General features: G+C 45.4%; 9 protein-coding genes. 2 read left to right on the top strand and 7 right to left on the bottom strand.

All coding sequences use genetic code 11. From position 1 onward, the window contains the following. Positions 1-99: 99 nt before the first annotated feature. The gene (locus tag AB4209_RS14410) at positions 100-3,462 is read right to left on the bottom strand and encodes a helix-turn-helix domain-containing protein (RefSeq protein ID WP_372056276.1); all 3,363 of its coding nucleotides are present in this window, start codon (positions 3,460-3,462) and stop codon (positions 100-102) included. Between the two features lie 269 nt (positions 3,463-3,731). Further along, positions 3,732-4,622 (bottom strand): zinc ABC transporter substrate-binding protein ZnuA, encoded by an 891-nt coding sequence (znuA, locus tag AB4209_RS14405; protein ID WP_017067380.1) that lies wholly within the window; start codon positions 4,620-4,622, stop codon positions 3,732-3,734. Between the two features lie 83 nt (positions 4,623-4,705). Here znuA and znuC point away from each other — a divergent pair, with 83 nt between their 5' ends. Beyond that, positions 4,706-5,488, top strand: coding sequence for a zinc ABC transporter ATP-binding protein ZnuC (gene znuC, locus AB4209_RS14400; protein WP_372056272.1), 783 nt, complete (start codon positions 4,706-4,708; stop codon positions 5,486-5,488). Further along, positions 5,488-6,273: a zinc ABC transporter permease subunit ZnuB gene (znuB, locus tag AB4209_RS14395; protein ID WP_017061944.1), complete on the top strand. Its 786-nt coding sequence runs from the start codon at positions 5,488-5,490 to the stop codon at positions 6,271-6,273. Before znuC ends, znuB begins: the two co-directional genes overlap by 1 nt. Positions 6,274-6,390: 117 nt before the next feature. On the opposite strand, the gene sucD is transcribed toward znuB, so the two are convergent. From sucD to AB4209_RS14370, 5 genes are all read right to left on the bottom strand, one after another. Then, positions 6,391-7,263 (bottom strand): succinate--CoA ligase subunit alpha, encoded by an 873-nt coding sequence (gene sucD, locus AB4209_RS14390; protein ID WP_017061945.1) that lies wholly within the window; start codon positions 7,261-7,263, stop codon positions 6,391-6,393. Beyond that, positions 7,263-8,429, bottom strand: coding sequence for an ADP-forming succinate--CoA ligase subunit beta (gene sucC / locus AB4209_RS14385; RefSeq protein ID WP_019820479.1), 1,167 nt, complete (start codon positions 8,427-8,429; stop codon positions 7,263-7,265). Before sucC ends, sucD begins: the two co-directional genes overlap by 1 nt. A gap of 206 nt (positions 8,430-8,635) precedes the next feature. Beyond that, positions 8,636-9,844 (bottom strand): 2-oxoglutarate dehydrogenase complex dihydrolipoyllysine-residue succinyltransferase, encoded by a 1,209-nt coding sequence (gene odhB / locus AB4209_RS14380; RefSeq protein ID WP_017056410.1) that lies wholly within the window; start codon positions 9,842-9,844, stop codon positions 8,636-8,638. A 21-nt stretch (positions 9,845-9,865) separates the two neighbouring features. Continuing rightward, positions 9,866-12,682: a 2-oxoglutarate dehydrogenase E1 component gene (gene sucA / locus AB4209_RS14375; RefSeq protein ID WP_017061946.1), complete on the bottom strand. Its 2,817-nt coding sequence runs from the start codon at positions 12,680-12,682 to the stop codon at positions 9,866-9,868. A 97-nt stretch (positions 12,683-12,779) separates the two neighbouring features. Continuing rightward, positions 12,780-13,493 (bottom strand): succinate dehydrogenase iron-sulfur subunit, encoded by a 714-nt coding sequence (locus tag AB4209_RS14370; RefSeq protein WP_010436773.1) that lies wholly within the window; start codon positions 13,491-13,493, stop codon positions 12,780-12,782. Positions 13,494-13,497: the final 4 nt, after the last annotated feature.

Raw genomic sequence — 13,497 nt, 5'->3', positions numbered from 1 at the left:
TCTCGTATCTCGTATCTCGTAGAAGCATAAAAAAGCCCCAACACGAATGTCGAGGCTAAAGTATCTTTATTTATGTTCTAGCTGAGTATCCGCTGCGTGCTACTCTTCGTTGTTTTCAGCAAACTTAGATGGTGACATGCCAAAGTGGTGCTTAAACCTTTGACTGAAATAGGAAGGGTCATTGAACCCCGAATCAAACGCCACATCAGAGATCTTCTCTCCAGCGAGTAAGCGCTCACACGCATGCTCTAGACGTACTTCATTCAAGTGCTCTTTGAAGGTCTTGTTGTAAGCCGATTTAAAGCGTCTCTGTAAGCTTCTCTCAGACATAAACAAATACTTAGCGGCAGTTGCAGTACTGAACTCGGCATCAGCGTAGTTTTCACTCACAAGCTGCGACACTCTGTTCTTCCACTCTTGTTCCGCTGTCAGTTTTTGTTGCTCTGGTGTTGAGGCGGCAAGCTTAATGGTTTCAATCTGTTCAATTGTGCTGGCTTCAAGATTGTCGAGTACTTGATACTCAATTGGCCACGAAAGCTGAACCTTATTTTGAGACTCCGAAACAAAGGCATTAAGCTCACCACCGCTCTGATTCATCAATAGCGGCAGCTTTTCGATGTTAAGGTCGGTCGACTTTCCGGTATTGTCACCCATGCTTGATGCCAGTTTAGGGAAAGGCATCCCATGATCTCGAATGGTCACAACAAGATGCTCCTTAACCTCTTCAACCAGAACCACCATACTCTGCGACTTAAAGTTTCTCTTGATGATGCTCGCAACCAAGCTATTGAAGATAATATCGAGATTAAAATACAGCAACGAGACATATCGTTGTTTTGTTTCGACTTTAATATCCAGTTCAATACCGGCTTTGGTTAAGTCATCCTGCCAAGCTTTGAGTACCACCTCTAAGATTAAAATTATATCGTAACAAACTTGCCCTTCTCCTTGAGGCGTATTATTCAATTGAGCTAAGCCATTTTTCAAGGTTAGAATCGGCGACTTCCCGAGCTCGTCATTCCAATTCGGGAGCATCGCAGCAATATGATTCACTTCAGAAGAGAGTTCATTGGCAGTGTGAGACACAAGCGCATTCTTCACGGATAGCTGCTTTTTAAGCTGTTGATTAGTGGCGAGTAATATCCGGCTTTGGTGCCTCAATTGGTCTGTCTTCAGTGCAACTTGCGCTTTTAAGTGCCGGTTGGCAAAAGTGACATAACGCGAACGCCAAAAGACTAAGATAGTCACAACGCCAATCAGTAATATCAGAGAGCTTGCTGCAGCCCAATTGGTCAGATACCAAGGCTCCGCAATCGAGAAGCTTTGATTGGTTGACACAAAGCGATAATGGGAGCTTTTAACCGGCTTCACTTCAAGTGTGTAATCCCCTGGAAGAAGATGATCGAGCGTTAACAAGCCCCCTTCAAACTCACTCCAAGGTTCATCGTCGCTCAGTCGGTATTCCATCGCAGGTGCGAACGTTGCTGGTAAGATACCTAGCTTAAACCCCATCGATGAACCATAAGGAATCTCATCCAGCTCTGCCGTTTTCCCGCCAAGTGATACCGTTTGTTGGTCGACACTTATCTTACTCAACAAGGCACGGCTATGAGGTGTAGTTGATACCAGTAACTCGTTAGATAACGCGCTGACTACACCATACTTTGAGCCGAAAACAAGCCTCGAAGGTTGGCTATCTTGACTGTAAAAAAGAGCACACGCTCCTGCCGCCAGTTCATTGGTGATCAAACCAAATGGCGAACCTATGTGTTTATGCAGTTGCCCATCCAATCCGTAATAACTGATGCCTTTCGAAGAGCCTAACCAAACACCATTGTCATCGCTTATCAGGCAGTTGGGGCTAATATTGTCTTCAACAAGAGTGATTTCTTGAATAATAGAGCTGTCATCCGGGATTCGATACACGCCATAACTGCTCGCAAACCACTGCGCTCCATCCTTCGCTTTTTCAATATCGACGACTTTGCCAAACCGTTCGCTGGAACGACTAAAGCTAATTCGTTTATCAATGAACGAGTAGAAGCCATGATCCGTTCCTATATAGATGCGACCTAGCAAGCCTACATTGAGAGCGGTGATCTTCGCAGGCAAGAACTTGTCGACTAACCAGTCAGTGCCATAACTCGTCAGTTTCATGGTTTCGATAGATAACGAATAGAGGTTTTGCCCAGAGGTCATCCAAAGAACGTTATCGGCTTGAAGCGCAAGGTTTTCAACACGCACTCCCTCAATTGGCCTTGGTAAATCAAGGGCTTCGGGTTGTAGTGTTTCCGTATTTAGACTGATGATACCTTGTTCGGTCGCCAACCAAATGGAAGAGCCAAAGATCTCAAAATCATTAACAGGGTTAGAGTAAACACGAATTGGGTTCTCTTCACTTTCAGAATCAACCAAGTAGAGCCCCATTGAAGACGCGACCCAAGATAACTGGTCACTGACAGGCAGTACTTTATTGATCACCACACTACTCGAATGCATGCCCATTCCAGTTAGGGGTGTTCTCGAGAAGGTTTTGCTGAACAGTGAGAAGTATCGGATACCGTTGTTTGTCGCAACCCACATACCACCAGCATGATCGTTTATCAACGAATATATTTTCTCACCCGGTAACGAGAAGTCTTGACTAGCGGCTTGTTCGAATCGAGTAATTTGTCCCGTAATAAAGTTGTAGCTAATAAGGCCGTGCTCTGTACCAATCCAATACTGGTCCGAAGTTTCGGCCAACGAGAGAACATGCGACCCTTTAACGATGGTCTCTTTGTCTGGGTTCGCGAGATCAACAATCACAGCACCATTTAAAGTACCGATCACTAACTCACGTCGAGCATTCGAAAAATAAACCGTCTCAATATGGTTTTTGTCTGATGCGGTGACATGGGTAAACTCTTGATTCTCTGAAAGGTAAACGCCAGAACTGGTCGCTAGCACCCACTTTGATAGTACCCACTCAGCGTCGTTAATCGCAATGTCACTGCTGTTATTGTATCGGTACAGTTTAAGTAGAGAGTAGGTGTTGAATTCTAAAGATTGAGTGTTGTAGGTATAGAAATTACTGCCGTCAGTAACCCAAATATAATCGCCTGATGCACCGATATTCGCTATTTCAGCGCCGGAACTTAGGCTAAACGCCAATTCGTTGCCAATTCCAGGGTTATGTCGATAGACCTCATTGTCGAAAAATGTCCAAAACTCATCGTTCAGAAAGGCGACTCTTTCCGAAGAAAATTGCAGTAAGCTTCCCTTGCGAGGGAATAGAGTTCGACCATCGTAAAAGAGTACTTTTCCATGCACATCATGAACCCAGAGCGCACCTCCGGCACCTAAATACAAGTTTTTAGCCGCAAGGAAATTCCCTTGCGCTTGAACGGGCAAAGGATAGAAAACGGAGGGCGAGGTATTTACCGCTAGAACGCTAAATGAAATGCTCATTAACATGAACATTTTGAAGATAATTCGATACAACTCTTAATCCTGAACAGCAACAACACATGAAATTTTGGGTACCACAACGTCTTATCGTTGCTAAACCAAAAACTGAGTTTTTTTGTGCTTATTATTATCTTTCCATTTTAGCGGAAATTAGAAAAGGAGAAAGGAGGTTTGTTATTTGTTAGGAGGTTTTATCTTAGCGGTCACGAAAATGCCGCAAAAAGCGGCATGATTCATAAATTAACGAGAGCAAAGTAGAGTAAAGAATACTCGTTTATGACTTACTTCTCGTCTAAGCAACTTGTATAGCTATCTGTAAGTTGCTGAAGAAAATCGAAATAGCTTCCACTCTTCACTTCAACTGTTGAACCGATAGGGTCAAGCTGACCTTGTTTTGCGTTACTTCCGCGCGTCACTGATTCAATCACAGCAGGAGTGAATTGAGGCTCAGAAAACACACATTGAACGTTTTCACGTACTATCGTTTTCTTAATAGCGATCAGGCTTTTTGCGCCCGGCTTACGCTCTGGGCTCACCGTAAAGTGACCTAAGTTATTTAGCTCAAACTCTTGCTCAAAGTAACCATACGCGTCATGAAAAACGTAGTAACCTTTGTCTTTCACGGGTGCAAGTTGCTCTCGAATAGACTGTTGCTTCTCTTTCAATGCAATCAGGAATGAATCGAGATTCTCTTGGTACGCCATTGCGTTGTCTGGATCAGATTCAATCAACTTAGCTGAGATGTATTTTGCAGCTACTTCAACTTGCTCGATACCTAACCAAAAATGCGGGTCATGGCTACCGTGGTGGTGCCCTTCATGTGCATCGTGGTCATGCTCTTCGTGTCCGAACTCTCGCAAGTTGATTCCGGGAATATCACTGATCTTGATAACATTTTCTTTTGAACCAATCACCTTAGTCAGAAAGGCTTCTAGGTCAGGGCCGAACCAGATGACCATATCGGCACTATGAACTTTTTTGACATCCGATGGCTTAAGCGCATAATCATGCGGCGAAGCATTGCTGTTCATCAACACATCCGGCTCACTAACGCCTTGCGTTAATTCTGTCACAATCATTTGAATTGGTTTAAAGCTTGTTAGAATAGTATTGGCACTTGCGACACTTGGCGCTAAAAGCAAAGTAGCAAGTATAAAAGATGAACGTGACATAATCCCTCGATAATAGAAAAGTAGCTTAGGCTTGAGGTAAATGTTACATTATAACATTAGCGAATTGCAAATGAGTTCTATTCATGGATAACTTAATCCAACTAGATTCTGTGAGCGTCGAATTTGACGGTCGAAAAGTTCTAGACAACATCTCTCTAAATTTAGAGCGCGGCAGAATCACCACCCTGATTGGGCCAAACGGTGCAGGAAAGTCGACATTAGTAAAAGTGGTACTGGGTTTACAGACCAAATTTTCAGGCACAATAACAAAAGCTAAAAAACTGAAAATTGGCTATGTACCACAAAAATTAAAGCTCAATGATTCCCTACCGCTCAACGTAGAGCGTTTTCTAAAACTCACTGGCAATTTCAGTCAGCAAGAGATCCTTGAAGCATTGAAGCTTGTTGGTGCTGAACATCTGCAGAAGAGTAACATGCACCAGCTATCTGGCGGAGAAAACCAACGTGTGCTCATTGCTCGTTCATTGCTAAGAAGACCAGATCTACTGGTTCTCGATGAACCGGCTCAAGGCGTCGACGTTCAAGGGCAAATAGACCTGTATGACTTGATTGACACCATTCGCCACCGCTTTGGTTGTGCTGTGTTTATGGTTTCACATGACTTGCATTTAGTGATGGCAAAAACAGACGATGTGATCTGTCTGCATCACCACATCTGTTGCTCTGGTGCACCAGCTGATATCAAGCACCACCCTTCTTATATCGCGCTATTCGGTACCGCGGTTCAAGAGAGTTTGGCTTTCTACCACCACCAACATGACCATCATCACCATGACTTGGCCGGCCAGCCAGTTTCTGGAGATGTGCACGACTGCTCCAACCATAAACACGGACATCACCACTAATGCTTGAGTTTCTTCTACCTTCTATTCTTGCAGGCTTAGGCATTGCTCTTATTGCTGGACCACTGGGTTCGTTCGTAGTGTGGCGCAAGATGGCTTACTTTGGTGACACCCTTGCACACGCCTCTTTGATGGGCTTAGCGCTTGGCTTTCTGTTTAACATCAACTTGTATTTCGCACTGCTGATTTGTTGTTTGATGCTGGCCGTGTTACTCGTGACATTGCAAAAACAAAAGCTAGTCGCGACCGATACCCTACTCGGTATTTTGGCACACAGTGCACTGTCTTTGGGTCTTGTAGCCGTTAGCTTCTTGGACAATGTTCGTGTCGACCTAATGAGCTATTTATTTGGCGACTTACTTGCAGTATCACCGACTGATTTGGTATTCATCTATGCGGGTGCGGCTGTGATTGGATTAGTGCTTGCTATCTTTTGGCGACCGCTACTTTCAACGACGGTTAATGAAGATCTAGCAGCGGTTGACGGCATCAACATTGATTTAATGCGTCTGATTTTGATGCTGCTTGTCGGTATCGTGATTGCTGTCGGTATGAAATTTGTGGGTGCGTTAATCATGACATCGCTACTGATTATTCCTGCAGCAACGGCAAGGAAGTTCTCGAGCACACCTGAGCAGATGGCCTTCCTTGCATCAATTATTGGCTCTATCGCTGTATTCGGTGGATTAAGCTTGTCTTGGTTCTATGATACGCCTGCTGGCCCGTCTGTGGTTATCAGTGCGGCAGCAATGTTTATGCTATCTCAAATGGTTAGAAGTCGAGCTTAGCACTTAGCAGTACGATCTCGTATCTCGAAAACATAAAAAAAGGCTTGGTCAGTGACCAAGCCTTTTTATTAATATCGTTTCAATTAACTTCTATCTCAATCGATAAAAGCCAGCTGATTACCAACCCGTGATTTCACGTAGGCCTTTACCGATGTCAGCAAGAGACTTAACAGTCTTAACGCCTGCTGCTTCTAGTGCTGCGAATTTATCTTCAGCAGTACCTTTACCGCCAGAGATGATTGCGCCTGCGTGGCCCATACGTTTGCCCGGAGGAGCAGTAACACCAGCGATGTAAGATACAACTGGCTTAGTTACGTTTGCTTTGATGAAATCAGCCGCTTCTTCTTCCGCAGTACCACCGATTTCACCAATCATTACGATTGCTTCAGTTTCTGGGTCTTCTTGGAAAAGTTTCAAGATATCAATGAAGTTTGAACCTGGGATAGGGTCACCACCGATACCAACACATGTAGACTGACCAAAGCCTTCATCTGTTGTTTGCTTAACTGCTTCGTACGTCAGAGTACCGCTGCGAGATACGATACCTACTTTACCCTTCTTGTGGATGTGACCAGGCATGATACCAATCTTACACTCGTCTGGAGTGATAAGACCTGGACAGTTAGGACCGATCATGCGAACGCCAGTTTCTTCTAGCTTCACTTTAACGTCGATCATATCTGTTGTAGGGATACCTTCAGTGATCGTTACGATCAGTTCGATACCTGCATCAATCGCTTCTAGGATTGCATCTTTACAGAAAGGAGCTGGTACGTAGATAACTGTTGCTGTTGCGCCAGTTACTTCTACCGCTTCACGTACTGTGTTGAATACTGGAAGGCCTAGGTGAGTTTGACCACCTTTACCAGGTGAAACACCACCAACCATTTGCGTACCGTATGCGATAGCTTGGTCTGAGTGGAATGTACCTTGACCGCCAGTGAAACCCTGACAGATTACTTTAGTGTCTTTGTTAATTAATACAGACATTATTTAGCCTCCGCAGCAGCAACAACTTTCTGAGCAGCATCTGTTAGAGATTCAGCTGCAATGATATCAACATCAGAATTAGCAAGTACTTCGCGACCTAGGTCTGCGTTTGTACCTTCTAGACGAACAACTACAGGAACTGTTACGCCGACTTCTTTAACTGCACCGATAATACCTTCAGCGATCATGTCACAACGAACGATGCCACCGAAAATGTTTACGAGTACTGCTTTAACATTGTCATCAGAAAGGATGATCTTGAATGCTTCAGCTACACGTTCTTTTGTCGCGCCGCCGCCTACATCAAGGAAGTTTGCTGGCTTGCCGCCGTGTAGGTTTACGATATCCATCGTACCCATCGCAAGGCCTGCACCGTTAACCATACAGCCAACGTTACCATCTAGTGCTACGTAGTTCAGTTCCCACTGTGCTGCGTGTGCTTCGCGCTCATCTTCTTGAGATGGATCGTGCATTTCACGTAGTTTAGGCTGACGGTACATCGCGTTTGAGTCGATGTTGATCTTGCCGTCTAGACAAAGCAGGTTGCCTTCGCCAGTAATTACAAGCGGGTTGATTTCTAGTAGAGCTAGGTCGTACTGAGAGAACATTTTGCCAAGACCCATGAAGATCTTAACGAACTGTTTGATTTGATCGCCAACTAGACCAAGTTTGAACGCCAGTTCACGGCCTTGGTAAGCTTGAGGGCCTACTAGAGGATCGATCGCTGATTGGTGAATCAACTCTGGAGTTTCTTCAGCGATTTTCTCAATGTCCACACCGCCTTCAGTTGACGCCATGAATACAATTTTACGCGTTGCGCGGTCAACAACAGCACCTAGGTAAAGTTCGTTAGCAATGTTTGATGCTTCTTCAACTAGGATCTTAGTTACAGGCTGACCATTAGCGTCTGTTTGGTAAGTCACTAGGTTTTTACCTAGCCACTTTTGTGCAAACTCTTTAACGCCTTCTTTGGTGTCATGTAGCTCTACGCCGCCCGCTTTACCGCGGCCACCAGCGTGTACTTGACACTTAACGACTTTCTTGGCTGTACTGATACGACCTGCAGCTTCGAAAGCTTCTTGTGCAGTATCACATGCGAAACCTTCTGGTACAGGCAAACCGAATTCTGCAAACAGCTGTTTGGCTTGGTATTCATGCAAATTCATTTTGATATTCCGTTTATTTTCCCTTAAGGGATTATTATTTCCATAACGACACAGTTTCCTGTGTTACGTCTGTAGGGTCTTCTCAAAACAACTGCTGTCCATTTTCTAATGGCTTTACAGTTCAATTGAAGGCCAGACGTTGAGCAGCCTAGCCTTTGAAACTTTTTACGTCTAGCTAACGGGGTTAACTAGACGTTTTAGCGATACTAAACGTCTAATAGCAGACGTGCAGGATCTTCTAGAAGCTCTTTGATGGTCACTAGGAAGCCAACTGATTCACGGCCATCGATTAGACGGTGGTCGTAAGAAAGCGCTAGGTACATCATTGGTAGAATCTCTACCTTGCCATCAACAGCCATTGGACGGTCTTGGATTTTGTGCATACCCAAAATTGCCGCTTGAGGCGGGTTGATGATTGGCGTAGACATTAGAGAACCAAATACACCACCGTTTGTGATAGTGAAGTTGCCGCCCATCAGTTCATCAACCGTTAGCTTGCCGTCACGACCTTTGATTGCTAGCTCTTTGATGCCTTTTTCGATATCAGCGAAACCTAGTGTGTCACAGTCTTTGAGTACTGGAGTCACTAGACCACGTGGCGTAGATACCGCCATGCTGATGTCGAAGTAGTTGTGGTAAACGATATCTGTACCATCAATAGAAGCGTTCACTTCTGGGAAACGCTTCAGTGCTTCTGTTACTGCTTTCACGTAGAAAGACATGAAGCCAAGACGCGTATCGTGACGTTTCTCGAATTGGTCTTTGTACTGCTTACGAAGGTCCATGATTGGCTTCATGTTCACTTCGTTGAAAGTAGTCAGCATTGCTGTGCTGTTTTTCGCTTCTAGAAGACGGTTTGCAACTGTCTTACGCAGGCGAGTCATAGGCACGCGTTTTTGGCTGCGAGCCGCTGCTGGCGCTTCAACTGCTGGTGCAGATGCTGCTGCCGGAGCCGCTTTCGCTGCTGCTAGGTGTGCGTCGATGTCTTCACGAGTAATACGACCACCAACACCAGTGCCTTTAACGTCAGCTGGTTGTAGGTTGTGCTCAGCAAGCAGGCGACGAACAGCTGGGCTTAGCGCGTCGTTGTTCTCTTCTGTTAGCGCAGCTTTATGGCGCTTATCAGGAGATGCTTCTGTATCTTCAGTGGTGTCTTTCGTTGGTTCACCAGCGACAGCACCCGGCTTGATTTTAGCCAGAAGCTGCTTAGAAAGTACCGTAGCACCCTCTTCTTCGATGATAGCTTCCAGAACACCCGCTTCAGGAGCCGGTACTTCTAGAACTACTTTATCTGTTTCGATATCTACAATGACTTCATCACGTGCAACCGCTTCGCCCGGTTTTTTGTGCCAAGTAGCAACTGTTGCATCAGCCACAGATTCAGGTAAATCTGGAACCAGAATTTCAATTGTCATGTGCGTATTTTCCTTTTACTTCTAGTTCTTAAGTAGGGTCAAAGCGTCGTCAACTAACGCTTTTTGTTGTTTCAAGTGTACTGACATATAGCCAACAGCTGGTGATGCTGATGCAGGACGACCTGCGTATTGAATATCAGCACCTACTGGGATAGCAGCTCGGAAATTATGTTGGCTACTGTACCAAGCACCTTGGTTTTGTGGCTCTTCTTGACACCAAACGTAATCGACTACATTTGTGTATTGTGCGATGGCAGCTCTCACATCCTCATAAGGGAACGGGTAAAGTTGCTCAATACGTACAATAGCGACATCGTCTTGCTCGTTCTTACGTCTTTGGTCAAGCAGGTCAAAGTAAACCTTACCTGAACAGAACACGACGCGTTTTACGTTCTCAGGCGCCAGGTCATCAATTTCTGCGATAGCTGGTTGGAACGTGCCTTCTGCCAAATCTTCAAGAGAAGAAGTACACAGAGGGTGACGAAGCAATGACTTAGGTGACATTACAATCAGTGGACGACGCATTGGTCGAACAACCTGACGGCGAATCATGTGGTAAACCTGAGCTGGTGTTGAAGGAACAACAACCTGCATGTTTTGTTCAGCACATAACTGAAGGTAACGCTCAAGACGTGCAGAAGAGTGCTCCGGGCCTTGGCCTTCATAACCGTGAGGAAGCAGCATAGTTAGACCACATAGACGTGCCCACTTTTGCTCACCTGATGAAATGAATTGGTCGATAACAACTTGTGCACCGTTTGCGAAGTCACCAAATTGAGCTTCCCAAAGGGTTAGACCGCTTGGCTCTGCTGTCGCGTAACCATACTCAAATGCGAGTACCGCTTCTTCAGATAACACAGAGTCAAACACTTGGAATGGCCCTTGTTTATCATGAATGTTCGCAAGAGGAACATACGTGCTTGCATCTGATTGATTGTGCAGTACTGAGTGACGGTGGAAGAACGTACCACGACCTGAATCTTGGCCTGAGATACGAATACGCTTACCGTCGTCAACAAGTGTTGCGTATGCCAGAGTTTCAGCCATACCCCAATCGACTTGTTTCTCACCATTCACCATGGCAGTACGATCGTTGTACAGTTTATTTACTCGGCTTTGCAGCTTGTGGCTGTCCGGGTATTGACAAAGTTTGGTACCAAGCTCTTTCAGGCGCTCGATATCAATCTTGTTATCCCACTCGATGTTCCAGTCGTGACCTAGGTAAGGAGACCAGTCTACTGAGTGAAGTGCCATTGGACGCCACTCTTTAACCACAACTTCACCGTGATCAAGTGCATCACGATATTCGTTAACTAGCTGAGTTGCTGTATCAATACCAAACTCACCGCGCTCCATTAGCACGTCAGCGTAAAGCTTACGTGGTGTTGGGTGCTTCTTGATTTTTTGGTACATCAAAGGCTGTGTTGCATTCGGCTCATCGGCTTCATTGTGACCGTGGCGACGGTAACAAACCAAATCAATAACAACATCACGCTTAAACGTATTACGGTAATCCAATGCAAGACGCGCAACAAACGCAACCGCTTCTGGATCATCAGAGTTAACGTGGAAAATCGGAGCCTGAACCATCTTCGCGATATCGGTACAGTACATCGTAGAGCGTGTATCGCGAGGGTTAGACGTTGTAAAACCAACTTGGTTGTTTACAACGATACGAACCGTACCACCTACACAGAAACCACGAGCTTGAGACATGTTAAACGTCTCTTGTACTACACCCTGACCAGCGATAGCTGAGTCACCGTGGATAGTAATTGGAAGTACACGGCTACCATCATTATCACCAAGGCGATCTTGACGTGCACGTACTGAACCGATAACTACCGGGTTTACGATTTCTAAGTGAGATGGGTTAAATGCTAGTGCTAAGTGAACGTTGCCGCCTGGCGTTGCGAAGTCCGCAGAGAAGCCTTGGTGGTATTTCACATCACCAGTACCCCACGTGTCATCGTGCTTGCCCGCAAACTCGTCAAACAGGTCTTGTGGCTTTTTACCAAGCACGTTGACCAACATGTTTAGACGACCACGGTGAGCCATACCAACAACAACTTCACGCATGCCTTGTCCGCCAGCATGACGAATAATTTCTTTCGTCATTGGGATAAGAGCATCACCACCTTCCAACGAGAAGCGTTTTGCGCCTGGGAATTTCGCACCAAGATAGCGCTCAAGACCTTCAGCAGCAGTTAGCTCTTCTAGGAAAGCTTGCTTTTCTTCTTTGTTGAAAGAGGGTTGACCAGATACAGACTCTAAACGTTGTTGGATCCAACGCTTTTGCTCTGTATTTGTCATGTGCATGTATTCAGCACCAATAGAGCCACAATACGTTTGCTTTAGAGATTTGTAGAGATCTTTAAGCACCATCGTCTCTTGGCCAATGGCGTAAGAGCCGACGTTGAACGTCTCATTGAGGTCATCTTCGGTAAGAGTGTGGAAAGAAGGGTCCAGTTCATCAACTGTCGCTCTTTTCCATAAACCTAGGGGGTCTAGATTTGCTGCTTGATGCCCTCGGAATCGATAGGCATTAATAAGTTGCAGAACCTTTACTTGTTTCGCATCGACATCTGGATCACTAACTTGGACACTGTAATGCTTTGTTTCTTGAGCGAGTCGACGGAAGTATTCACGAACACGAGAGTGTGGTTGTTCCACTGTCTCTGAAGCTTGCACAGGCAGTTCTTCAAAAACACTTCTCCATTCGTCACTTACCGAATCTGGGTCACTTAGATACAGTTCATAGAGTTCTTCTACGTACGTTGCATTGGCGCCAGCCAAGTGTGAAGACTCGAGCCATGCCTTCATCACGCCGTTGTGCATATTTTCCCTTAACCAGTAGTTTTCACGTTTGCTGCGGTCTATGCCGAGCTATTAAAAGGCCGCCCCAAAACTTCTAGGGCGGCAATTTTTATATAACTTAAACCGAACGATTCACTAGCATGGTCTTGATGTGACCAATAGCTTTCGTCGGATTTAATCCCTTAGGACAAACACTTACACAATTCATGATGCCATGGCAACGAAAAACGCTAAATGCATCATCAAGATCGGACAAACGTTCGTCTGTCGCTGTATCTCGGCTATCAATTAGCCAACGGTACGCTGCAAGCAGGCCTGCTGGTCCGATGAATTTGTCAGGGTTCCACCAGAATGATGGGCATGACGTTGTACAACATGCACACATGATACATTCGTACAATCCATCTAAATGAGCACGCTCATCAGGGCTTTGTAAGTTTTCACGAGCCGGTGGCACATTGCCATCAGACACTAAGAATGGCTTCACTTTTTCGTAGTTATCGTAGAACTGAGTCATGTCTACAATCAGGTCACGAACAACGGGTAAGCCAGGCAGTGGGCGAATCACAATCTTGTCTTGGCCCGAAAGCGCAGACAATGGCGTGATACACGCTAGGCCATTTTTACCGTTCATGTTCAAACCATCCGAGCCACATACACCTTCACGGCATGAGCGACGGAATGAGATTGTTGGATCTTGCTCTTTCAACAGAATAAGCGCATCCAAAAGCATCATGTCTGAACCTTCATCCACTTCTAGAGTGTATTCCTTCATATAAGGTTTCTGGTCGACATCTGGATTGTAACGATATAAAGAGAAATTCAGTTTCATGGTC

Origin of the sequence: Vibrio sp. 10N.286.48.C11 (assembly GCF_041469805.1) — a bacterium.
Classification (GTDB): Bacteria; Pseudomonadota; Gammaproteobacteria; order Enterobacterales; family Vibrionaceae; genus Vibrio; species Vibrio crassostreae_C.
This window is presented reverse-complemented; position numbering and strand designations above follow the sequence as displayed.